This is a genomic window from Haloarcula nitratireducens (genome assembly GCF_019599505.1).
In genome coordinates, this window is record NZ_RKLT01000001.1 from 50133 (window position 1) to 72824 (window position 22692).

27 protein-coding genes are annotated in these 22692 nt (G+C 67.5%); 12 read left to right on the top strand and 15 right to left on the bottom strand.

Annotated elements, in window-relative coordinates:
• The first annotated feature begins 147 nt into the window (after positions 1-147).
• Together EGH23_RS00260 and EGH23_RS00265 are read left to right on the top strand one after the other, a co-directional pair.
• Positions 148-390 carry a sulfurtransferase TusA family protein gene (locus tag EGH23_RS00260; protein ID WP_220578037.1) on the top strand — a complete coding sequence of 81 codons (243 nt, stop codon included), beginning with the start codon at positions 148-150 and terminating at the stop codon, positions 388-390.
• Positions 391-398: 8 nt separating this feature from the next.
• Entirely contained in the window at positions 399-971 is a 573-nt protein-coding gene (locus tag EGH23_RS00265; RefSeq protein ID WP_220578038.1) for a DsrE/DsrF/DrsH-like family protein, read from the top strand.
• A 38-nt stretch (positions 972-1009) separates the two neighbouring features.
• Here EGH23_RS00265 and EGH23_RS00270 read toward each other — a convergent pair whose 3' ends face one another.
• From EGH23_RS00270 to EGH23_RS00280, 3 genes are all read right to left on the bottom strand, one after another.
• The gene (locus tag EGH23_RS00270; RefSeq protein WP_220578039.1) at positions 1010-3094 is read right to left on the bottom strand and encodes a bacterio-opsin activator domain-containing protein; all 2085 of its coding nucleotides are present in this window, start codon (positions 3092-3094) and stop codon (positions 1010-1012) included.
• Positions 3095-3210: 116 nt separating this feature from the next.
• The gene (locus EGH23_RS00275; protein ID WP_220578040.1) at positions 3211-3867 is read right to left on the bottom strand and encodes an HAD family hydrolase; all 657 of its coding nucleotides are present in this window, start codon (positions 3865-3867) and stop codon (positions 3211-3213) included.
• Between the two features lie 38 nt (positions 3868-3905).
• Positions 3906-4355, bottom strand: coding sequence for a bifunctional nuclease family protein (locus tag EGH23_RS00280; RefSeq protein ID WP_220578041.1), 450 nt, complete (start codon positions 4353-4355; stop codon positions 3906-3908).
• Between the two features lie 73 nt (positions 4356-4428).
• Here EGH23_RS00280 and EGH23_RS00285 point away from each other — a divergent pair, with 73 nt between their 5' ends.
• The gene (locus tag EGH23_RS00285) at positions 4429-4707 is read left to right on the top strand and encodes a DUF8081 domain-containing protein (protein WP_220578042.1); all 279 of its coding nucleotides are present in this window, start codon (positions 4429-4431) and stop codon (positions 4705-4707) included.
• 70 nt (positions 4708-4777) lie between these two features.
• A complete protein-coding gene (locus EGH23_RS00290) occupies positions 4778-5065 on the top strand; it encodes a DUF8142 family protein (protein ID WP_220578043.1) in 288 nt (95 codons plus the stop codon).
• Positions 5066-5092: 27 nt separating this feature from the next.
• Here the strand turns inward: EGH23_RS00290 and EGH23_RS00295 are convergent, their stop codons facing one another.
• The 3 genes from EGH23_RS00295 to EGH23_RS00305 form a co-directional block, all read right to left on the bottom strand.
• Positions 5093-5329: a DUF3194 domain-containing protein gene (locus EGH23_RS00295; protein WP_220578044.1), complete on the bottom strand. Its 237-nt coding sequence runs from the start codon at positions 5327-5329 to the stop codon at positions 5093-5095.
• A gap of 2 nt (positions 5330-5331) precedes the next feature.
• Positions 5332-5733: a prefoldin subunit beta gene (locus EGH23_RS00300; RefSeq protein WP_162316926.1), complete on the bottom strand. Its 402-nt coding sequence runs from the start codon at positions 5731-5733 to the stop codon at positions 5332-5334.
• Between the two features lie 107 nt (positions 5734-5840).
• The gene (locus EGH23_RS00305; RefSeq protein ID WP_220578045.1) at positions 5841-6152 is read right to left on the bottom strand and encodes a helix-turn-helix domain-containing protein; all 312 of its coding nucleotides are present in this window, start codon (positions 6150-6152) and stop codon (positions 5841-5843) included.
• Positions 6153-6332: 180 nt separating this feature from the next.
• Between EGH23_RS00305 and EGH23_RS00310 the strand changes: the two genes are divergently transcribed.
• On the top strand, positions 6333-6575 hold the full coding sequence (locus tag EGH23_RS00310) for a HalOD1 output domain-containing protein (RefSeq protein WP_220578046.1): 243 nt from the start codon (positions 6333-6335) through the stop codon (positions 6573-6575).
• Between the two features lie 47 nt (positions 6576-6622).
• Here EGH23_RS00310 and EGH23_RS00315 read toward each other — a convergent pair whose 3' ends face one another.
• Both EGH23_RS00315 and EGH23_RS00320 read right to left on the bottom strand, forming a co-directional pair.
• Positions 6623-7135 (bottom strand): PIN domain-containing protein, encoded by a 513-nt coding sequence (locus tag EGH23_RS00315; RefSeq protein WP_220578047.1) that lies wholly within the window; start codon positions 7133-7135, stop codon positions 6623-6625.
• Positions 7132-7434, bottom strand: a complete 303-nt coding sequence (locus tag EGH23_RS00320; RefSeq protein ID WP_220578048.1) for a UPF0175 family protein — start codon at positions 7432-7434, stop codon at positions 7132-7134. Before EGH23_RS00320 ends, EGH23_RS00315 begins: the two co-directional genes overlap by 4 nt.
• A gap of 67 nt (positions 7435-7501) precedes the next feature.
• On the opposite strand from EGH23_RS00320, the gene EGH23_RS00325 reads away from it, so the two are divergent.
• From EGH23_RS00325 to EGH23_RS00340, 4 genes are all read left to right on the top strand, one after another.
• Entirely contained in the window at positions 7502-7750 is a 249-nt protein-coding gene (locus EGH23_RS00325; protein WP_220578049.1) for a hypothetical protein, read from the top strand.
• Positions 7751-7775: 25 nt separating this feature from the next.
• The gene (locus EGH23_RS00330) at positions 7776-8606 is read left to right on the top strand and encodes a pantoate kinase (RefSeq protein WP_220578050.1); all 831 of its coding nucleotides are present in this window, start codon (positions 7776-7778) and stop codon (positions 8604-8606) included.
• Positions 8607-8724: 118 nt separating this feature from the next.
• Positions 8725-9468 (top strand): 4-phosphopantoate--beta-alanine ligase, encoded by a 744-nt coding sequence (locus EGH23_RS00335; protein ID WP_220578051.1) that lies wholly within the window; start codon positions 8725-8727, stop codon positions 9466-9468.
• Between the two features lies 1 nt (position 9469).
• Positions 9470-12007 (top strand): AAA family ATPase, encoded by a 2538-nt coding sequence (locus tag EGH23_RS00340; protein WP_220578052.1) that lies wholly within the window; start codon positions 9470-9472, stop codon positions 12005-12007.
• A gap of 13 nt (positions 12008-12020) precedes the next feature.
• On the opposite strand, the gene hutH is transcribed toward EGH23_RS00340, so the two are convergent.
• The 4 genes from hutH to hutU are packed head-to-tail and all read right to left on the bottom strand — an operon-like array spanning position 12021 to position 17539.
• Positions 12021-13613 (bottom strand): histidine ammonia-lyase, encoded by a 1593-nt coding sequence (gene hutH, locus EGH23_RS00345; RefSeq protein ID WP_220578053.1) that lies wholly within the window; start codon positions 13611-13613, stop codon positions 12021-12023.
• A 19-nt stretch (positions 13614-13632) separates the two neighbouring features.
• On the bottom strand, positions 13633-14880 hold the full coding sequence (gene hutI, locus EGH23_RS00350) for an imidazolonepropionase (RefSeq protein ID WP_220578054.1): 1248 nt from the start codon (positions 14878-14880) through the stop codon (positions 13633-13635).
• A complete protein-coding gene (hutG, locus tag EGH23_RS00355) occupies positions 14877-15800 on the bottom strand; it encodes a formimidoylglutamase (RefSeq protein WP_220578055.1) in 924 nt (307 codons plus the stop codon). The genes hutI and hutG overlap by 4 nt, the downstream gene beginning before the upstream one ends.
• Positions 15797-17539, bottom strand: coding sequence for a urocanate hydratase (gene hutU, locus EGH23_RS00360; protein ID WP_220578056.1), 1743 nt, complete (start codon positions 17537-17539; stop codon positions 15797-15799). Before hutU ends, hutG begins: the two co-directional genes overlap by 4 nt.
• An 82-nt stretch (positions 17540-17621) precedes the next feature.
• Here hutU and EGH23_RS00365 point away from each other — a divergent pair, with 82 nt between their 5' ends.
• Positions 17622-18266 carry a helix-turn-helix domain-containing protein gene (locus tag EGH23_RS00365; RefSeq protein WP_220578057.1) on the top strand — a complete coding sequence of 215 codons (645 nt, stop codon included), beginning with the start codon at positions 17622-17624 and terminating at the stop codon, positions 18264-18266.
• A gap of 102 nt (positions 18267-18368) precedes the next feature.
• Complete coding sequence (locus EGH23_RS00370; RefSeq protein ID WP_220578058.1) at positions 18369-18848, top strand: VOC family protein; 480 nt, start codon at positions 18369-18371, stop codon at positions 18846-18848.
• Between the two features lie 42 nt (positions 18849-18890).
• Here the strand turns inward: EGH23_RS00370 and EGH23_RS00375 are convergent, their stop codons facing one another.
• Both EGH23_RS00375 and EGH23_RS00380 read right to left on the bottom strand, forming a co-directional pair.
• Entirely contained in the window at positions 18891-19208 is a 318-nt protein-coding gene (locus EGH23_RS00375; protein ID WP_220578059.1) for an acylphosphatase, read from the bottom strand.
• 93 nt (positions 19209-19301) lie between these two features.
• Entirely contained in the window at positions 19302-20723 is a 1422-nt protein-coding gene (locus tag EGH23_RS00380; RefSeq protein ID WP_220578060.1) for a YjiH family protein, read from the bottom strand.
• Between the two features lie 134 nt (positions 20724-20857).
• Between EGH23_RS00380 and EGH23_RS00385 the strand changes: the two genes are divergently transcribed.
• The gene (locus EGH23_RS00385) at positions 20858-21787 is read left to right on the top strand and encodes a sulfide-dependent adenosine diphosphate thiazole synthase (protein WP_220578061.1); all 930 of its coding nucleotides are present in this window, start codon (positions 20858-20860) and stop codon (positions 21785-21787) included.
• A gap of 153 nt (positions 21788-21940) precedes the next feature.
• Here the strand turns inward: EGH23_RS00385 and EGH23_RS00390 are convergent, their stop codons facing one another.
• Positions 21941-22591: a helix-turn-helix domain-containing protein gene (locus tag EGH23_RS00390; RefSeq protein ID WP_220578062.1), complete on the bottom strand. Its 651-nt coding sequence runs from the start codon at positions 22589-22591 to the stop codon at positions 21941-21943.
• Positions 22592-22692 lie beyond the last annotated feature (101 nt).

Sequence of the window (22692 nt, forward strand, 5' to 3'; positions counted from 1 at the left end):
ACACAATACTAATGGCGAAAAAAGCGGCGTATTAGGACCAAATACAGACTATATCGACAGAGCGGGGGCAGAGTAGTGTACAATTCTATGATTACTACCGACACATTTTTTATACTGCACCCGGTATTGGGTGGTGAAGACAATACCATGACCGAACACGAAGTCACCCAGACGCTCGACGTGAAAGGAGAGAACTGCCCGATGCCGGTCGTCAAGACCAAGCAGAACGTCGACCAGCTCGCCGAGGGCGACGTCCTCGAAGTGCTCGCGACGGACCCGGGGAGCATGAGCGACCTCGGCGGATGGGCCGACACGACCGACGGCGTCGAACTCCTCGATCAAGCGGAGGGCGAGGACGTCTTCAAACACTACGTGCGCAAGACGGAGTGAGACCAGCCATGAGCACAGACACGCCTACGGCATCCGACGAGGATGTTCCGACCCGCGCCGAACTCGCCGCGCGCATCGAGGAGTTAGAGGAGTCGCTCGCCGAAGCGACCGAGGACGACGGCCAGCAGAAGATGTCCATCATCGCCACGAAGGGGACGCTGGACATGGCGTACCCGCCGCTCATCCTCGCCAGCACCGCCGCCGCCTTCGGCTACGACGTGACGGTCTTCCACACGTTCTGGGGGCTGGACATCCTCCACGAGGAGCGCTCGAAGGACCTCAAACTGAGTTCGGTCGGCAACCCGAACATGCCCGTCCCGAACGTCCTCGGCGCGCTCCCCGGGATGGACCGGATGACGACGCGGATGATGGCGAAGAAGATAGACGACAACGACACGGCCACCATCGAGGAGCTCATCGAGACCTCGCTGGATATGGGCGTGGAGTTCCAGGCCTGTCAGATGACCATCGACCTGATGGACTACGACGAGGACGACTTCTACGACGGCGTCACGACCGGCGTCGGCGCGGCGACGGCCATTCAGGACATGGCCGACAGCGACATTCAACTGTTGGTCTGACCGACCGGCCGACCGAGTTCCACCCTGCGCGACGTCCGTCACTCGCCGAAGACGAGATCGAGTAGCTTTCGCTCGCTGACGCGGAGGTGGCGGTTCACCGTCGGCTGCGTGATGTCGAGCATCGACGCCACCTCCTCGCCGGTCGTCTCCCGGGGCCACTCGAAGAAGCCGCTCAGGTACGCCGTCCGGAGCACTTCGAGCTGCCGGTCGGTGAGGCGCTCTTCGAGGGCGGCGCGCGTCCCGTGCTCCGTTCGGTACCGCGTGGCCTTCTCTCGCCGCGCGTCCAACTCGACGTCGGCGTAGCGACTCGATAGTTGCTCGACGAAGGTCCGGACGTTCGTCTCTGCCGAGAGGTGGACGACGAGGCCGACGCCGGTGGCGGTCGCTTCCAGCCTCCCGAGTCGAGCCCCCTGTTCGACGACGGTTCGCGGCACCGTCGGTCCGTCGACGACCACTTCGTAATCTCCGTCGTCCGCGACCGAGGAGACCGACTTCACGTTCGGGACCCCCTCGACGTACTCGCGCACGGTCGTCGGGTCCCGGTCGGGTATCCGGAGAAACAGCCGCGTCCGGTCGCCGCTCGGGACCACGCCCGAACAGGTCACGGAGCGGTCGAAGCGCCGCGCCAACTGGACCGGCAGGCAGTCCGGCGCGGACAGCGAGAGGTCGAGTTCGACCACGCTGTCGGCCAACCGGCGCTCGCGCGATTCCACCTCCCGAATCGCGTTGGCGATGCTCTCGGCGAGTTCGACGAACACCGACCGGAGCGTCTCGCCGAAGCGGTCCGCCTGATCGGCGTAGACCGTCAACACGCCGTAGAGGAAGTCGTCGTGCTTCAGCGGGACGCTGATGGCCGACTGGAAGTTCCTGGAGATGGCTTCGGTCCGCCAGCGTTCCCCCCTGAGATCGTCCGCGACCGCGGGAACGACGGTCGGTTCGCCGGACCGCGCCGTCTGGACGGCGGGGGTCCCGCCGTCGCCGACCGCCGACGTGGAGACGGTTTCGAGAAAGCCCTGGGGTCGCCCGCCCCACGTCCGGGGCTCGACGCTCGCGTCCTCACATCGTCCGAGCCACGCGAAGGTGACCCACTGTGACTCCGTCAGTTCGTCGCAGACGGCCTGCTCGATCTCCTCGCGGGTCTCGGCCTCGACGAGCGCGCGGTCGACCCGGCGGATGATGGCGTTGACCTGCTTCAACTGCCTGAGTTCCTCGTTCTGGTGGCGGCGCTCGGCTTCGCGCTCTCTGCGGACCGTCTCCCGGTCGACTCGCGCGAGCGCGGCCGTGGCGGTGTCCGCGAGCAGGTCCACGAGCTCTCGGGGCCGACCGCCCTGATCGGCGGTCGGTGCCCGGAGACAGAGCACGCCGTGGTCGTCGAGCGGTCGATACGTCTCGCCGGTCCCGAGCGTGACGCCCTCGTCGTCGACGAAGACGTCCCAGACGAGCCCCCCGTCGGGACCGACGGTCGTCGGCGGATCGTCGGTCGGCGACGCGTCTGTGACGGCTGCCGGGTGGAGAACGTTTTCACCCCGGTCGAACAGATAGACGGTCGCGCCGGGCGCGTCGAGGACGTCGCTCGCGGTCTCGGTGATGATCGTCGCCACCTCGTCGGTGGTCTCCGCGTGGAGCAGTCGCCTCGTCGACTCCTGGAGGGCCTCGAGCGTGTGCGCGAACTGCTGTCGATCCACCGGGTCGTCGCTGATTCCGACGGACGGACGGTTCCGTTCGCGCTCCCGATGGGCAGCGACCTCGCGGCCGACGGCGAGAAAGCGCGTCCGTCCGTTCGAGCGGTGCCGTTCGACGGTCAGCTCGACCCAGCGGTCGGTCTCGCCCGCGCAGCGAGCGGTGAGGTGTTCGTCGCCGTCGGCGGCCGACGCGACGGCCTCGCGGGTCACCGAGGGCAACAGCGACGGCAGCGACTCGCCGACGAGCGCGTCGCCCCCGCGTCCGAAAAGTTCCCCGAACGGGTCGTTGGCGGCGACGACAGTCGCTCCCCCGTCGAGGACGAACGCGGGTTCGGGAATCCGCGCGACCAGCGTAGTCAGTAGGGCCGCCGGCGTCTCTCTTCCCGTCTCGTCGCTCTCTCCCCCGGCTTCATCAGCGGAATCGCTGACCGACTTCTCCATGCACCCCGGTCGACGCTTGGGGTACGAAAGCGTGATTTCGGCGTCCACGTCAACTACGTCACTGTAGTCCGACGTTGGTTACCACTCGCTGTGCGCGGTGACCGCGCGAAAGAGTCTCACTCGGCGATGTCGACCACGTCGTCCAGCCCCCAGATCTCGTAGTCGGGGCGTACCGACAGCGACGCGTCGACCCGATGCGGCCGGCGGATGAACGCCGAGTCGATGCCGGCGCCGTGCGCCGCCCGCACGTCCGACTCGTTGTCGCCGACGAACAGCGCGTCATCGACGTCGAGATCGGCGAGCGCTCGTTCGACGTAGTGGGGGTGTGGCTTCTTCCGTTCGAGGCTCTTCACCGTCGGCTCCCGGCCGTACACCGTCTCGAAGTGCGCGGCGAGCCCGAAGTGGTCGAAGGCGAACTCGACCGTCTCCTGCTGGTTCGAGGAGACGACGCCGAGCGGCGTCTCGAACCTATCGAGCGCGTCGATGTCGTCGTAGGGTCGCTTCTTCCCGGCGGTCATCTCGGCCTGCTGGGCCGCCGAGATGGCGGCGTCGCGGGTCGACCAGAACGTCTCCGGCTCTAAGTCGTAGCGCTCACAGATCGATTCGAGTTCAGCGACGCTCACGCCGATGCTCATCGCCTCGACGTGGTCGGGGTGGGGGTCGGGGACGCCGGCGCGGGCGAACGCGTCGCGCGACCCTTCCCGGTGGGCCTCCATGCTGGTCAGCGTCAGCAAGACCCCGTCGTTGTCGAAGATGACCGCGTCGTAGCCCATGAGAAAGTAACGGCGCTCGTCCCCCGAGAGCGTTTCTATTACCGACCGAGTTCGTCGCTGATGTCGAACTCCTCCGGCGGGCGACCGGCCTCGTCGATGACCTCGTCGGAGACGACGAGCGGGCAGTCCACCCGCAGGGAGATGGCGATGCCGTCGGAGGGGCGGGCGTCGAACACCATGTCCTTCCGGCGGTCGCCGACGTACTGCTCCGTGTCGATCTTCGCGTAGAAGGTGCCGTCGGCGAGGTCGTCGATGCGCACGCGGTCGATGGCGCTGCCGAACTCCGCGACCATCTCGACCAGCAGGTCGTGGGTCAGCGGCCGCTCGAAGGGGTCGCCGTCGATGGCCAGTTGCATCGACTGGGCCTGATCCGAACTGACGAAGATCGGCAGTATCTCGCCGCGGACGTGCAGGAGGACGACGGGCGTTCCCGACCCCTCTTCGCTGACGCCGACACCGACCCCTTCGACCGTTGCCTCGTGTTCCATGCCCGCTAGTTGGGAACGCGGGTATGAAAAGCTAGGCCGGGGCGCTTTACCCGCGCCGCCCCGTAGTTCGACCGTGGCCGAGGACTGCTATCGCGTCGTGGTGAAACCGTCCGCACGACGGGTGAGCGCTCGCGTCGGCCGGTGGGTCAACCGGGCGGGACCGCGTCGCACCTTCGACTCGAAGGCGCTGGCCCGCGAGTGGGCGCGCACCTGCGGCGGGCCGACCGCGCCGGTCTGGATTCAGGACGCCCCGCCGTGGGCCGAGGACGACGCCGACGGCTACCTCGTGGGCCGCTCTCACGACGTCTCGCGACCCGATCCGCCGGGTCGACAGCGGACGCTCGGTGAGTGACCGAACGTCGTCCGGCGACCGCTCGACGACCAAGCGCGGTCTTTTTCCTCGTCCGGAACCGAGACCCGCTATGGACGACACGGCCGACCCCGGCGTCCGGAACGACGGCGGCGAGCGGACCACGGAGGACCTGCTGTCGGCTGATTCGGACGACGTACTGGAGACCGAGGGCGTCGACCGCTGGCAGGCGACGAAGTACATCTCGCCGTTCGTCGCCATCGGGTTGCTGGACCTCGTGCTGTTGCTCGGCTGGGGGCTCGACCCGCTGTGGGGGTTCATGATTCTGCCGCCGATCCTGTTCGTCAGCGCGCTGGGCTGGATCGCGTTCCGGACCGGGTTCGCCAGCGACCGGACCTGACCGGACCGGACCTGTCCGACCGCGACGCTACTCCTCGAAGAGGTCGTCGACGGTCGACCGGGCGGCCAGCGCGGCGTCCTCTGCGACTCGTTCCTCGTCGAGACGGCTCTCCGGCGCGTTGACGTAGACGTCGACCTCCAGCACGCCGTCCTCGAACGCGACCGTCACGTCGATGTCTTCGACGTCACTTTTATCGAACCGCGAGAAAACGACGTTCTCGGCCGCCTCGGCGGCCGTCTCAACGACCTCGTCGTCGGTCGGCATCCTTACGCGCCGCCCGCGCCGGGACCGCCTGCCGGACCGCCGGGACCGCCCGCACCGCCGCCGCCGCCGAGCATCTGCTGGAGGTCACCCTGCAGGTCCTCGAACTGCTCTTGGACGCGCTCCTCCTGCTTTTCGAGGGTCTCGACGCGGACTTCGAGGCTGCTGACCTTCTCTTCGAGGTCGTCCTGTGCCTCGTCGAAGTCGGTCTTGACGAGCAGCTCGCCGACCTCGCGGTACATCGTCGTATCTTTGTCGACGTCGTCGAGTTCGTCCAGCGCGGTGCGGGACTCCTGCAGGTTCGTCTCGGCCTGCTGTTTCTGCGCGGCGACCTGCTGTGCGGTCTCCTGCAGGTCCTGCAGTTCCTCGAGCTTCTCCTGTGCTTCCGGCGGAAGATTGCCCTGCATACTCCGACGGTTGGGGTCCGGCGTGTTAAACCCACGCATCTGTACTCGCTGGTGCGCTACGAGCGGCGTCGCTCGCCGGTGGAAGGCACTACACTGATGAGGGCAAACTAACTCTGTGTCGCTTCGAGCGACGGTTGAATCAGTTTCGACTCGACTTCACTGCCGAGTTCAGTGAGTGCGACCACCGATCGTCGGTCGTCGTATTCGAGAAGTCCGGCGTCGCACAGAATCGGGATATGCACGTGGTACAGTTCGACTCGCAGCGTTTCGACCGAACTGGCGACTTCGGCGGTGGTCTCCGATTTCGCTATCGTCTCGGCGAGAGACGACAGTGAAACACCCTCACCGACTTGCAAGCAGGTAAGAACCGTGCGACGAACCTCGTCGGCCAGCGCCCGATAGATGAGGTCCAAATGCATCTTTGATACGGCTCTGTCATCGTATATACATATAATCGCTTTGCTTGGATTCGCCAACAATACAATTAAGACCTCACAGAATTAGCGCGCTATCTGAGTATGTATTCGCTCGATTCGCCCGTGGTACAATTTCTTAATATCCCATAGTGTTTTGATAACCCTGTCCGAAACATCGATATAATGACCACGGGAGAGGAGCCTCGTCCCGACGCCGTCGGGTCGGTCGTGCACGAGATAGTCGACCGTATCGCGGCCAGAGAGGGCGTCGAGCCAACTGCGTTGCCGACTCTCTCGGAGTACACCGACCCGGCGGCGCTGAACGCGCTCCTCGAAGCGACCGAATCGATAGAGGTGACCCTCGAACTCTACGGGTACGAGGTCACCGTCGACGGCGACGGGACCGTGCGCATTCGACCGACTTAGGACCTGAACACACTCTACACCCGACTCTCTCGGAACTGCTCGGAGCGCTACTCCGCCACCTCACCGACCGCCCGCTCGCGCAACTCGCCGGTCAGGTGCATCCCGTGCTGGTCGATGCGGCGGACGATGCGTTTGGCCTGCCGCGAACTGAGATACTTGTCTTCGATGGCCGCGCGGACGACGACGCCGAAACTGCTGGTGATCTCAGCGCCGAGTCCCTGGGCCATCCGACGGACGGTTCGGTCCTCCGAGACGACGGCGACGGCCGAGCGGTCGTCGCGGTCGCGGTGGGCGAGGACGCCGGCGAGGACGGTGACGGCGGCACCGATGTCCTTCTCGCCGAGCAGCGACCGGGCCTGTTCGACCCGGTCTCCATCGACGGCCGTCTCGACGTCGCCTTCGAGGTACTCCTCGAGGTTCGTCGCGGTCGGTTCGACGCGCACCTCTTCGATGGCCGGCTCCGGGATGACTACGTCGCCGTCGAAGGCATCGAGGAGCGAGAGTTCGCCGATCTGCCCGAGGCTGTATAGCGACGTCGGCCCGACGTAGATGCGGGTCATAGCTCCGCGGCGGCGTCGGCGTCGAGTTCGAGGTCCGAGAGTTCGAGCTGCGTCGTCAGGTTCCGCTCGCGCGCCACGTCTAACCACTCGGCCATCGAGAGGTCGGCGATCTGGGCGGCCTCGGCCGCGGAGGCGTCGCCGGACTGATACTGCTCGACGGCGACGCGGATGCGAAGCGTCTCCAGTCCCTCCCGGAGCGCCTTCCGAATCGTCGTCGAGCGGTCCTCCGAGAGCAGTTCGGCCACCTCGTCCAGTTCGGCCTTCTCCCCGTCGGGGAGCCGTGCGCTGATCGTTGGCATCGTTTGCGCAGTAGTGTAACGTAAACGTACATCAATGTAGGGGTCGAAGAAACGACTGTCAACGAACGTGAAATACCGAGGAGAATTTAGCTCGTCCCATCCAAACCGTGATACGGTCCCCGTCGGGCTGCTCTCGCTCCGCTACGGGCTGTACGTCCTCGTCGGAACGGTGTGTGGCTGGTACGTTTACGGCGAGGCGGTCGGCCTGTCATGGCTTCGACGGCTGGGATGGATCGCGGTCGCGGTCCTGTTCGGCGTCGGTGGCCTGCTCGCGTTCCTCGGACTCGGCCCGGAACGGAGAACCGCCAACGGTTAAGCGGGCCGTCGCCGACACCACGGGCATGAGCGACGACGCACGGGCGTTCGTCCCGGGGCACGTGACCGGTTTCTTCACGGTCGACCGGGCCGACGACCCGACGAAGGCGGGCTCTCGCGGCGGCGGACTGGCGCTCTCCGACGGCGTCTCTGTGCGGGTCGAACCCGCCGCGGAGACGACGGTCGAACTCGACGGCGAGCGAGTCGAGATGGACGCCGTCGACCGGGTGCTGGACGCGTTGCGAGCGTCGGCGACCGTCACCGCCGAGACGCCGCTGCCGCTGGGAGCGGGATTCGGCGTCTCCGGCGCGACGGCGCTGGGAACGGCGCTCGCGGCCAACGCCGCCTTCGACCGCCACCTCTCGTACAACGAACTCGTGACGGTCGCCCACGGCGCGGAGGTGCAGGCCGGGACGGGACTGGGCGACGTGGTCGGGCAGGCCCGCGGCGGGATCCCGCTCCGCCTCGAACCCGGCGGGCCGCGGCACAACTACGTCGACGCGATCCCCGCACGCGCTCGCGTAGAATACCACACGCTCGGCGAACTCTCGACGGCCGACGTGGTCGGCGGCGACACCGAGGCGCTGACGCGGGCCGGCGAGCGCGCCCTCTCGACGGTGGTCGAGGAGCCGACGCTCGAAACCTTCACCCGCGCGGCCCGCCAGTTCTCCCGCGAGGCGGACCTGCTGACCGAAGACGTGCGAAGCGTCGTCGAGGACGTAACCGCGGCCGGCGGCGACGCGGGGATGGCGATGCTCGGCGAGACGGTGTTCGCCGTCGGAACCGGCCTGACCGACGCCGGCTACGACGCCAACGTCTGTGAAGTGTATCCGCCCGGCGCGACCGTCGAGGAGTGAGTCGCCGGCGTCGAGCGTCGGTGAGGACAGGCGTCGGCAGACGAATACCGACGCGACCGAGTGCCCGCGTTCGCCGCTGACCGACGACTTTTCTACGGTCCGCCATAGAACGCACGCTATGAGCGACGAGGTCGAGGTCCCCGAGAGCCACCCCCGCTACGAGTCGCTGCTGACTCGCCATCGCATCGAACGCGGCGTCGACCGCGGTATCACCTCCAGACAGGGACTCATCGCGCAGGGTCGCGGTGAGGCCTACGACTACCTCCTGGGCGAGCGAACCGTCGAGAGCGCCGACCGAGCCGAACGCGCCGCGGCGGCCTACCTCCTCCGAGCCGAGCGAGCCGTAATTTCCGTCAACGGCAACGCGGCGGCGCTCGTCCCCGGCGAACTCGTCGAGTTGGCCGAGGCGACCGGCGCGGCGCTGGAAGTGAACCTGTTCAATCGGACCGAGGAGCGGATGGAAGCCATCGCCGGGTACCTCCGCGAACACGGCGCGACGGAGGTGCTGGGGCTGGAAGCGGACGGTCACATTCCTGGCCTCGACCACGAGCGCGGGAAGGTCGACGCCGACGGCATCGAGAGCGCCGACGTGGTGTTGGTCCCGCTGGAAGACGGCGACCGAGCCGAGGCGCTGGGCGAGATGGGCAAGACGGAACTCGTCGTCGACCTGAACCCGCTCAGCCGGTCGGCGCGGGTGGCGACGGTCCCGATGATCGACAACATCGTCCGGGCGATCCCGAACGTGACCGACCACGCGCGGGAACTCCGCGACGACCCCGATGCGCAGGCCGAAGCCATCGAAGAGTTCGACGCCGACGAGGCGCTGTCGGCCGCCGAGCGCGCGATTCGGGAGGGCGAGTGAGATGGGATTGCGGCCGTATATTTACGCCGACCGGCGACTCCCGGACGCCGAGTCTGTCCGGGAGACGCTCGCCGACCGGACGCTGACGAAGTTCGGCGACGACGAGGAACTGGCTCGTCTCCACCGCGTGTTCTACCCAGTCTTCCGGGTCATCTACGCCTACGAGAGCGGGACGGGCAAACTGTTCGGCACCGAGCGAAAGGAGGCGACGGCGCTGCTCGACGGCCTCTGGGCGGACAACGACACCGAACTGGTTCGGTACGCCGACGGGACCGAGAGCCCGGTGCGGCGAGCCACGAACGACTACGATTTCGGGCTTGACGACCCGGGACTGGGCGAGTCGGTCCTCCTCCGGTTTCAGGTGCCGACCGGCGACGCCGAGTCGCTGCTCCCGCGCCGCGTCGAGGAGTACCGCGAACAGCGCGGCGGCACCGCGAACGTCTTCCTGCGGAAACTCCGCGACTCGTACGGCCTACCGGGTGATTTCGACCCTGACGGCTTCGAGGGCGTGGTCGACGTCGAGCGGTGGTATTTCCCGTTCTGGCTGGCGGAGTTCCACTCCCCGCACTCCGAGGACGCCGCGATGGTCACCTTTCGGGACCCCGACGCTCCGCCCGAAGAGATGCGAGCGCACGCGTGGCTGGCGAAGTTCGTCAGCGAGCGACCCCGCCGGCTGGCGACCTACGGCTACGAGGTCGACCCCGACCGCCTCGAACGAAACATCCGAGAGCGCATCGAACTGAACGGGGAGGACGAGCGGGCGAAACGGGACGGGACGGCCACACCGTCACAGTCGCCGAACGACGGCACGCCGACGGTGAATCGAGAACGGCCGAGCGAGGGCGGCGTCGTCCAGCCGGACGGCGTCGAGATGAGCGCCGAGGGACTGGTCGACCCGAACCCCGACCGGAGCTTCGCGGACGTGGGCGGGATGAGCGACCTGCTCTCGACGCTCAACCACAAGGTCGTCCGGCCGCTCGAAGACCCCGAGACGTTCGAGGAGTACGGCATCGGCGTCGTCAACGGCGTCCTGCTGCACGGCCCGCCGGGGTGCGGGAAAACCTACGTCGCGGGCGCACTCGCAGGCGAAGTCGGCCACTCGTTCGTCGAGGTGACGCCGGCTGACGTGACGAGCAAGTACATGGGCGAACCCGCGAAGAAGGTCGAAGAACTGTTCGCCATCGCCAGAGCGAACGCCCCCTGTATCCTCTTCATCGACGAGATCGACGGCATCGCCGGCTCGCGCGACGGCGACAGCGACATGAACGCCAGTGAACAGCAACTCGTCAACCAACTGCTGACCGAACTCGAAGGTATCGCCGAGGAAGACGTGGTGGTCGTCGGTGCGACGAACCTCGTTGAAGACGTCGACGGCGCGATCCGACGCTCGGGCCGGTTCGACGAGCGCGTAGAGGTACCGCCGCCGGACGCGACGGCGCGCCGCGAGATCATCCACCTCCACCTCGCGGGCCGTCCGGTCGCCGACGACCTCGCGCTCGATTCGGTGGTCGAGGCAACGGCGGGCTACGCGGCCAGCGACCTCGAACTGCTCGCGGAGAACGCCGCCCGGGCGGCGCTCCGGTCGGACGAACCGATCGGCACGGTTCACCTCCAGTCGGCCGCCGACGACTCCGCGACGAGCATCCCCGACTGGATCGACCCGGCGGACGCGGCCGAGGGGGGCGTCGTCCAACCTGACGACGTGGACTTACAGGCGACGAATCTGGTCGACCCGAATCCGGGCCGGGACTTCTCGGCCGTCGGCGGCATGGCTGACCTGAAATCGCGGCTCGAAGACACCGTCTTAGAGCCCATCGAGAACAGCGACGCCTACGCCGAGTACGGCATCGACGTGCTCTCGGGGCTGTTGCTCTACGGGCCGCCGGGTTGTGGGAAGACCCACCTCGCCGGCGCGCTCGCGGGCGAACTCGACCACTCGTTCGTCGAAGTGTCGCCGGCCGACGTGACGAGCAAGTGGATGGGCGAACCGGCACGCAACGTCGCCGACCTCTTCGCCATCGCGCGGGCGAACGCCCCCTGTGTGCTGTTTATCGACGAGATCGACGGCATCGCCGGCTCTCGCCGCGGGTCGATGAACACGAGCGAACAGCAACTCGTCAACCAACTGCTGACCGAGATCGAGGGGGCAGCGGCGGCAGACGTGGTGGTCGTCGGCGCGACGAACTTCGTCGAGGACGTGGATGGGGCGCTGCGCCGCTCGGGCCGCTTCGACGAGCGGGTGGAGGTGCCGCCGCCGGACGCGACGGCACGAAGAGAGATTCTCGGTGTCCACCTCCGGAACCGACCGGTGGCCGAGGACATCGACTGGGACCGAATCGTCGACCCGACCGCGGGCTACGCGGCCAGCGACCTCGAACTGCTCGCGGAGGACGCCGCTCGCCACGCCCTTCGCGAAGACTCGCACATCACGCAGGCTCACCTCGAAACCGCCGTCCGAGAGACGAAATCGAGCATCGCCGACTGGGGCGGCCGCGACCGGTACGCTGACGCCGAGGACACGTCGGCGCTGAACCTGTAGGGACTCGCCGCGGCTATTCGAGGCCGACCGCCTCGCCGACGCGGTCGACAAGCAGTCCCTCGGCGACGAGCGTCCGCGCCCGGTCGATGTCCTCGTGGACTTCGCGGTCGGCGTCGAGTTTCGGAATTACCTCTCTGACCGTCCCGTAGGCGATACCGGTCCCGACGCCGTGCGAGAGCGAGTCGTCCAAGAACTCCGCGGCCTGTGCCGCACAGAGGAGTTCGATTCCCACGACGGTCTGGACGTTCTCGACGACGCTCCGGAACGAGAGCGCGGACTGGCCGCTCATGCTGACGTGATCCTCCTGATTGCCGCTGACGGGCGTCGAGTCGATCGACGGTCGGCCGGTCGCTCGGCACTCGTTCAGCAGCGCCGCGGCGGTGTACTGGGCGATCATGTAGCCGGACATCACGCCGCCGCGCTCGGTGAGAAACGGCGGCAGATGATCCTCCTGCAGATTGGGATTGAGCATGCGGTCGACGCGGCGCTCGCAGACGGCCGCGAGTTCGGTCAGCGCGCCCGCCGCGTAGTCCAGTCGGAGCGCCAGCGGTTCGCCGTGGAAGTTCCCGGCCGACAGCACCGCGGCGTCGCCGGTGCCGCTCGCCCGGTCCGGAGCGTCCGCGCGGGCGAACAGCAGCGGGTTGTCCGTGGCGCTGTTGAGTTCCGTCTCGACGGCCTCGCGGAGGTGGTCGAGGGCGTCCCGCACCGCGCCGTGGACCTGCGGGAGACACCGAATCGAGTAGGCGTCCTGCACCCGGTCGCAGTTGCGGTGCGATTCGACGACGCCCGACTCGGCCGTGAGACGGCGGACGTTCCGCGCGCTCGCCGCCTGTCCGGGATGCGGACGAACCGCCGAGATGGCCTCGTGACTCGGCACCGTCGACCCCATCGTCACCTCCGTCGTGAGCGCGCCGGCCACGTCCGCGCTCCGGAGGGCCGCCGTCGCGTCGCGGACGGCCAGCGCGCCGAGGCCGACGCTCAACTGCGTCCCGTTGACGAGCGCTAACCCCTCTTTCGCTTCGAGGGTAACTGGCTCGAGTCCGACCGCGGAGAGGGCCTCGTCGCCCGAGAGCCGTTTCGTCTCACCGTCGGTAGTGACCTCCGCTTCCCCCTCGCCGATGAGTACGAGCGACATGTGCGCGAGCGGGGCGAGGTCGCCGCTCGCGCCGAGGCTGCCTCGGGAGGGGACGATCGGGTGAACTCGCTCGTTCAGCGTCGCCACCAGCAGGTCGATCACGTCCTCGCGAATACCCGAGTACCCCTTCACGAGCGCGTTCGCCCGCGCGACCATCATCGCCCTGACTTCCTCGCGGGCCAGTTCGCGGCCGACGCCCGCGGCGTGGCTCCGCAGGAGGTTCTCCTGGAGCGGTTCGAGGTCCGAGCGCGGAATCCGTTCGTCGACCAGTTCGCCGAAGCCCGTGTTGACCCCGTAGACGGCCTCACCGCTCTCCAGGACGGCTTCGACGCGTTCGCGCGACTCGCGGACGGCTTCCCGCGCGTCGTCGGCGATAGAGACGGTCGCGCCCTCGCGGGCGACGGCGACCACGTCTTCGGGGGAAAGCGACGCGCCGTCGAGGACGACGCTATCCGTGCCAACTCCGGTCATGCGTCACGGTACGTGCCACTCACTCATACGTCATGCTACCGCCCTCGCAGACCACGGTCCCGTCGGCGAGCACCGTCTCCACGACGTTCGTGCCGTACTGGTAGGGGACGTGAACGTGCGTCGGCGCGTCTAAGACGAGCAGGTCGCCCGGTGCACCCTCGTGGAGCGTCCCGCGGTCGTCCTCGCGGTCCAGCGCCAGCGCGGCGTTTCGCGTCCCCGCGATCAGCGCCTCGGCGGGCGTCATTCGCATCTCGACGCAGGACAGCGCCATCGCGAACCCCATGCTGTGACTGTGGCAGTTCGGGTTGAAGTCCGTCGCCACGGCCACCGGTGCGCCCGCGTCGAGGAAGGCTCCCGCGTCGGCGTAGTCGGCACCGAGACCGAACGCCGTACCGGGAAGCAAGACGGGCGTCACGCCCGACTCGACCAAGGCGTCGATGTCGTCGTCCGTGGCGTGCAGGAGGTGGTCGGCGCTGGCCGCGCCCAACTCGGCGGCGAGTTGCGTCCCGCCGATGTGAGCGAGTTCCTCGGCGTGGACCTTCGGCGTCAGCCCCGCCGCCTCGCCCGCTTCGAGGACGCGCCGAGACTGGGGAACGGAGAAGACGCCCTCCTCGCAGAAGACGTCGCAGAACTCGGCGACGCCCTGCGATTCGACGGCCGGAATCTGCTCTTCGACCACCTCCTGGACGTAGTCGTCGGCGTCGCGGTCCTCGGGAACGGCGTGTGCGCCCATGAACGTCGGCACCACGTCGACCGGGTGGCGGTCGTCGGCGCGGTCGATGACGTCCAGCATCCGCAGTTCCGTCTCCGTATCGAGGCCGTACCCCGACTTCACCTCGACGGTGGTCGTCCCGCTCGCGAGCATCGTATCGAGGTGGCCGAGCAGGTTCGAGAGGAGCGTCTCGTCGTCGGCCTCCCGAACTGCCCGCACGGTGCGGAGGATACCCCCACCCTCGGCGAGGATGTCCTGATAGGACTTCCCGCGGAGCTTCGCGGCGAACTCGTCGGAGCGGTCGCCGGCGAACAGGCCGTGCGTGTGCGGATCGACGAAGCCCGGGAGGACGGCCCGGCCGTCGGCGTCGACGGCTCGGGCAGCGTTCCCCGGCGGGTACTCCCTCGCGACTTCGCCGGTCGGGCCGACGGCCGCGACGTCGCCGTCGACGACCGCGACCGCGCCGTCCTCGACCGTTTCGAGGTCCCGGCCGCTCTCGTCGGGACCGACGACGAGTTCGTTCGCGCCGTGGACGACCGCGTCGAGGTCGGTCATCGCGCCACCCCCAGCCCGCTGAGGAAGTGCGCGACGGCGCGGGCGGCGACGCGAGCGGTGCGGAACCCGTCGTCCAGCGGCGGCGCGCACTCGACCACCTCGAACCCGACGACCCGGTCGTGGGCCGCGACGCGGCCGAGCATCGCGAACAGTTCGCGCGCCGTGAGACCGCCCGGCGTCGGCGCGCTCACGCCGGGAGCGACCGCCGAGTCGAGGACGTCGAGGTCGAGGCTGACGTATATCGAATCCACGCCGTCCATCGAACCGAGGGCCTCGTCTACCGCCGCCTTCGGATCCGCCTCGACGGCCTCGGGCGTGGTCACGTGCCCGCCCTGTTCGGCGACGTACTCGTGGTACGCGGTCGAGGTCTCGAAGTGACGCGCCCCGACGACGGCGAAGGCGTCTAACCCGGCCTCGTGGAGCTGGCGATAGGGGGTGCCGCTGGTGGGGTCGCCTCGAACTTCGCGGCAGTCCAGGTGGGCGTCGAAACTGAGCGCCCCGAGCGTCCCGTCGGTCAGCAGGGGGGCGGCGTTCGGGAAGGTGAGCGAGTTGTCGCCGCCGAGGAAGACCGGGAACGCGCCCGCGTCGTAGATGGCGGCCGCGGTCTCCTGTACGGCGAACTGGACGCCCTCGACGCAGTCGTCGGGAATCGCTACGTCGCCGAGGTCGCCGACGGAATCCACCGGACCGCGGTCGACGTGGTGGGTCTTCGTCCCGGCGAGTTCCCGGCGGATGGCCTCGGGTCCCTCGCGTGCACCCTTCCGGCCGATGACCGCGCCGTCGTACGGTTCGCCGACGAGGACGGCGTCGTAGTCACCCGCCGAGTCGAGCGTCGCGCCCTCGATAACGTCGCCGAACTGCTCGTCGTTCGGGTCGTCGGAGGGGCCGCCCCACTCCGGGGGCGTAGTGAGTTCGCTCATCGCTCGCGGTCCCGCATCGGCACGGCCACGTCGTCCGCGTCGGCCTGCTCGATAGCCTCGTCGTAGCCCGCGTCGGCGTGGCGAATCACGCCCATCCCGGGGTCAGTGGTGAAGACGCGGCGGGCCTTCTCGGCGGCGAGGTCGGAGCCATCGAGGACGACGTGGTTGTTCGTGTGCAAGGCGTTCCCGATGCCGACGCCACCGCCGTCGTGGACGCTGACGATGTCCGCGCCGGCCGCGCAGTTCAGCAGGGCGTTCAGGATGGGCCAGTCGGCGACGGCGTCGGAACCGTCTCTCATCGCTTCTGTCTCGCGGTTCGGCGAGGCGACGCTGCCGGCATCGAGATGGTCTCGCGTCACGACGATGGGAGCCGATATCTCGCCCTCGGCGACGAGTTCGTTGATGCGAAGCGCGAACCGCGCGCGCTCGGTCAGGCCGTCCTCGGTGGCGTAGCCGAGCCAGCACACCCGCGAGGGGAGCCCCTGGAAGGAGACCCGATCCTGTGCCAACTCTATCCAGCGGTGGAGCGACTCCTTTCCGGGGAACAACTCCTTGACGGCTTCGTCGGTGCGGTGGATGTCGTCGGGGTCCCCCGACAGGGCGGCCCAGCGGAACGGCCCCTTCCCCTGACAGAACAGCGGGCGGACGTACGCGGGGACGAATCCGGGGAAGTCGAACGCGTTCTCCATCTCGCGGTGCTCTTCGACCTGCCCGCGGATGTTGTTGCCGTACTCGAAGGCGATGGCTCCCCGGTTCTGCATCTCCAGAATGCCCTCGACGTGGCGTTCCATCGTGTCGAGGCTCTCGGCGACGTACTTCTCCGGGTCGCGCTCTCGCAGTTCGTCGGCTTCTGAGACGGTGTAGCCCGAGGGGTAGTAGCCCTCCAACTCGTCGTGAGCGCTGGTCTGGTCGGTTATCACGTCGGGGACGAACCCGCGTTCGAGCATCGCTTCGAGCATATCGGCGGCGTTCATGTGAACGCCGACGCTGTAGGCTTCGCCGCTCTCGGCGGCTTCTCTCGCGCGCTCGATAGCCTCGTCCAAGTCGTCGGTCTTCTCCTGGCAGTAGTCCGTCTCGATGCGGCGGTCGATGCGCTTCTCGTCGACCTCGGCGGCGATGCAGACGCCGTGGTTCATCGTCACCGCGAGCGGTTGCGCGCCGCCCATACCTCCCAAACCGCCGGTGACGACTATCTTCTCTCGCAGGCCGTCGTTCTCGGGATAGTGTTCGCGCGAGAGGGCCGCTAGCGTCTCGTAGGTGCCCTGAATGATACCCTGCGTACCGATATAGGCCCACGACCCGGCGGTCATCTGGCCGTACATGATGAGTCCCTTCGCCTCGAGTTCGTGGAAGTGCTCCCAGTTATCCCACTTCCCGACGAGGTTCGAGTTGGCGATGAGCACGCGTGGGGCCTTCTCGTGGGTCTCGAAGCGGCCCACCGGCTTGCCGCTCTGGACGAGCAGCGTCTCGGTGTCGCCCAGCGCGCGTAGTTCGTCCATGATCGCGTCGTAGGCGTCCCACGAGCGCGCGGCCCGTCCGGTGCCGCCGTAGACGACGAGGTCCTCGGGCCTCTCGCCGACCTCCGGGTCGAGGTTGTTGTTCAGCATCCGGAGGGCGGCCTCCTGTCGCCACCCCTCGCACTCGATGTCCGTTCCGGTCGGTGCGCCCTGGTACTCGCGCCACTGCTCGGACGGTTCGCCGACCCCGTGGTCGGCGTCGGTCGTGGGTTGTTGTGACATATCTCGACGTATGGCCGCGAACGGGATAGCGAAATCCCTCCTCACGGTGGTTATTTTATATGGCACGTGCGTATTGATAGCTATGTACGAGGCCGTCTTCCGCGTCGTCGGTGACGGGGCGTACGCGGTGGCCACCGACGACACCGACACGACCATCGAACTGTGGTGTAACGACCACCGCGACCTGTTGCACGTCAGCGGGCGCGGTGCCGACGCCGTGCTGGACGAGGTGCGGGACACCGTCGGCGTCAGCGAGCGGCTTCGGCAGGGCGACGAACTGGTGGTCGTCACCGCCGAGTGTCTCACGGCCCACCTCGAGCACAACGTCGAGGGGTACCTCGCCGACCACGGCTGTCTGCTCGTGCCGCCGCTCAAATACACCGAGGGCGCGAAACTCGCCCGCGTCCTCGCGCTCGACGCCGAGTCGCTGTCGGCCGTGTACGCGGCGATGGCCGACGACTACGCGGTGACCGTCGAGTCGAAGCGCGAGATCCGGTCGGTGACCCCCGACGCGCCGCTGTTGACGGTGGACGCGGTACTGCCGGACCTCTCGACGCGCCAGCGCGAGGTGTTCCTGACGGCCTACGAGATGGGGTACTACGAACTCCCGCGGGAGACCTCGACGGCGGCGATCGCCGAGGCGGTCGGCGTGACGCGACGGACCGCGGAGGAGCACCTGCGCCGCGCGGAGAAGAAGCTGACCGACGCGTTAGTGGAGTTTCTGTAGAGAGCGGCGGCCAGAGCACGGGTCGTCCGCCGCCGCCGGGGCGGAGCGAGACGGTTCCGCCGCCACCAGACTTACCCGCTCTCTCGGCGAACGAGCGTCCCCATGCCCCAACCACGACCGATGGCGCACGTCGGAGTGACGGTACCGGATATCGACGCGGCACTCGAGTGGTACGAGGACGTCCTGGATTTCCGACGCCTCCTGGGTCCGATGGAAGTCGACGGCGACGACGACTCGCAGATGGCACGGCTCTGTCGGGACGTGCTCGGCGAGTTCGAGACGGTCAGGATAGCGCACACGACGAGCGGAAACGGCACTGGCGTCGAATTCTTCGAATTCGACGACGTCACCCCCAGCGACCCGGATCCGCACGACGCCGGGTTCTTCCACATCTGCGTCGTCGACCCCGACATCGAGGAACTCGCCGCGGATATCGAAGCGGCCGGCGGCAGCCATCACACGGACGTCTGGCGACTCTTCCCCGATCAGGAGTATCGGATGACGTACTGCAAGGACCCGTGGGACAACATCGTCGAGATCTACACCCACGACTATCAGCAGACCTACAGTAACCAGGAGTAGCGTTTCGCTCTCGACGCTCTCGGAGGGTCCGCCCGCCGACGGTCAGTGCTTCTCGAACCCGTCGAGGTCCCCTTGCGGGTCCCCCTCCTCGACCTCGATACCGCTCACGTCGGCCTTTATCGGCCCTCGCTCACACCAGTCGATCATCGTGTTCACGTCCTCTTCGCGCCCCTCGAACAGCGCCTCGACCCGCCCGTCTTCGAGGTTCCTGACCCACCCCTCGACGTCGTGTGCGCGGGCGGTCTCGTGGGCGTTGTCGCGGAAGTGGACGTGCTGTACGTCCCCCTCGACGAAGACGTGAGCGCGTGATTCAGTCACGGAAGCGTTTGCCTCCGAGGACGGAAGAACACTGTGTCTCATATATAACCGAGCGGCGCGGCGGCGGGCCTGTGCTCCCTCGGTCCACCGAGAGTGCCGGAAAAAGACGACCGTGACAGTCGCTCTACGGCGCTCTCAGAAGAATCCCAGCGCCGCCAGCGCGTGGGTGATGCCCGCGATGAGCGGCAGGAGGATGATCGTCCGCATCACGAACAGCGCGACGAGCTCGCGGAAGCGGATCGGCACGTCGCTGAACATGTCCATGATCATCGGGCCGACGCTGGAGAAGAAGATGAGCTGCGAGACGGCGAGCACCGCGACGAAGAACTTCGCCTTCGTCGCCGTCTCGGTCACCAGCAGGACGGGGACGTACATCTCCGTGATGCCGACGATGGTCGCGGGGGCGACGACCTCGGCGTTCGGGATGCCGAGCGCCGCGATGACCGGCGTCAGCGGCCGCCCGAGGACGTCGAACAGCGGCGTGTGCGCCGACAGCAGCGTCGCCGCGAGGCCGACGGCGAGGATCGTCCCGAGGATGAGGCTCGTCAGTTTCAGGCCGTCGACGAAGCCGCGCTTCGCGGCTTGGGCGAACGTTTCGCCCTCCTCGGCCTTGCCGACGGCCTCGCTGATGGCGAGTCGGACGTAGTCGGTCGGCGACCCGGAGAAGGCGACTTCGGGGTCCGGTTCGGCGATGTACTCCTCGGGCGTCGTCGAGATGGGCGGCAGGCGGACGAGGATCGCGCCGGTGACGACGACACAGAGGAAGTACGCGCCGAAGACGAGCGGGAACAGCGGCAGGATCTCTAAGGTGGCGGCGACGACGCCGACGAAGCCGATGGAGACCGTCGAGAAACAGGTGGCGATGGTGAACACGTCGCGCTTGTGGTAGCCGCCGGCCTCGAAGACGTTGCGGGTGACGTAGAGGCCGACGCTGTAGGAGCCGACCCACGAGGCGAGACTATCCAGCGCCGCGCGGCCGGGCACCTTGAACAGCGGTCGCATGATCGGCCGGGCGAGCGTCCCGACGAACTCCAACCCCCCGAGTTCGACGAAGATAGTGATGAAGATCGCGCCGATGGGGATGATGACGCCGACGCTGTACACCAGCGTGTTCCACATCAGGCCGCCGGTGCCGGGCGTGTGTAGCCACCCCGGCCCGAGCTTGAAGAACATCACCGGGGCCAACAGCAAGCCGGCGACCCGGAGCGCCCAGAAGACGGTCGACGTCTCGAAGTACGAGAGGTCGTAGCCGCCGACCTCGCCGCCGCCGACCATCGCCAGCGTCGTCAGGACGCCGCCGGCGGCGATGATGGCCAGCGAGTACACCCCGACGGCGTTCGGGAAAGTCCCCGTTATGTTGCTCACGACGATGTCGAACGGCACCGTCACCTCCCCCTGATAGGGGACCGGCAGGAGGAAGAACACGCCGCCGATGAGGAAGGCGACGACGAACTTCAGCACGGGCCACATATCGTACTCGTTCAGTTCTACGTCGTCGATGCCCTCGACCGCCGGTTCGGTGTCGACGGTGTAGGTGTTGCCTGTTTCGGTAGACATTACCACACACTACCGGGATCGAAGTGTTAGTTCCGGAACCACCCTGTGGCGGGTAATTTATAAACCGGACCGAGGGGCCGCGGAGTACTCGCACCGCAACACCTATTTACCACACTATAATATCACTAGGTGGTATGAGCGACTTCGATCAGTTCAGCGACGTCGGCGAGGCGGAAGTCACGCGCGCGATCGGCCAGGAGTGGACCGAGGAGTTCATGGACTTCTCGGACTCGGACGTCATCATCGTCGGGGGCGGTCCCTCGGGGCTGATGGCCGCGAAGGAACTCTCCGAACGCGGCGTCCAGACGATGGTCGTCGAGAAGAACAACTACCTCGGCGGCGGGTTCTGGCTCGGCGGGTTCCTGATGAACAAGGTCACGGTCCGCGACCCGGCCCAGAACGTCTTAGAGGAACTCGACGTCGAGTACAAGCAGTCACAGGACAGCGAGGGGCTCTACATCGCCAACGGGCCGGAGGCCTGCTCCGGTCTCATCAAGGCCGCCTGCGACGCGGGCGCGAAGATGCAGAACATGACTGAGTTCACCGACATCGTCATCCGCGAGGACCACCGCGTCGGCGGCATCGTGATGAACTGGACGCCGGTCCACGCGCTGCCCCGCGAGATCACCTGCGTCGACCCCATCGCCGTCGAGGCGGACCTCGTCATCGACGCGACGGGTCACGACGCGATGGCGGTGAAGAAGCTCGACGAGCGCGGCGTGTTGAACGCCCCGGGCATCGAGGACGCGAAGTCGAACTCGGGGATGGACCAGACGGGCGACGACACCTACGGCGCGCCCGGCCACGACTCGCCCGGCCACGACTCGATGTGGGTCGGCGAGAGCGAGGACGCCGTCGTCGAGCACACCGGCCTCGCCCACGACGGCCTCGTCGTCACCGGCATGGCCACCGCGACCACCTACGGTCTCCCGCGGATGGGACCGACCTTCGGCGCGATGCTCGTCTCGGGTAAGCGCGCCGCGCAGGTCGCGCTCGACGAACTGGAGGTCGACGCCGAGGAAGTCGACATCACCAGCCGCGACGCCGCCCCCGCCGACGACTGACGGCGTTTTCCCCGTCGGCCGCCCCGCTGACCCCAGTCGGCCTCCAGCATTCCCGATCCGGCCGCAGCGTCGCTCCTCGCCGGCACTCGCAGCGACGGCCTCTAGATGATCCCGGCGATTCGACCGGTTTGGTAGCGGCCGAATGGGCGGCTCTCAGTCCAGTTCGGCCGCGCCTTCCTCGAAGAGCGCGTCCATGAGTTTCGTCTGCGCGGCGGCGAGGTGTCCGGCGAACGTCGAGGGACAGACGTCCAGCGCAGCGGCGACCTCGCCGGCGTTGGCCTGTTTCGGTCGCTCGAAGTAGCCCAGTTCGTGGGCCGTTCGCAACACCTCCCGCTGACGGTCGGTGAACGCCTGCTTGTCGACGAAGACGGGTTCCGAGTCGCCCTCGTCGGTGCCGGACTGCCGCAGACTGCGGACGGTCACCGACTGTTCGTGGGCCCGGAGGTCGGCGACGACGTCGCGGAGCTCTGCGAGGTCGGACGCGATGAACGTGACGAGGAGTTCGCCGTCTTCGGCGCTGATGTCCCGAACCGGGCAGTCGTGGCGCTCGACGTAGTCACACGCACAGCCCTGGTCCGCGGGCCGATCGAGTCGGTAGACGGTCTCGGCGTCGTAACTGAAGACCTCCTCACCGGGGTGGTCGTCTCGCTCTACGGGCCCGTCGGTGGTCACCTCGAGTGGAATTCGACCCCGGGAGGGCTGACCGGTAGTGACGGATCGAACGCGGCGGCTTCGGCCGAACTCGACGACTGGACAGGCGGCGGGCTCTCGCACCGTCACCGTGGCGAGGATTCCTGTCGACATAGTGGGGTTTCCCCGGCACCGTTGTTAAGCGTTCGCACGTCCCGAGCACCTATTTAAATCCCCCAAATATAGTGTGTCTCTCTTTAACATGATTCGCCGTC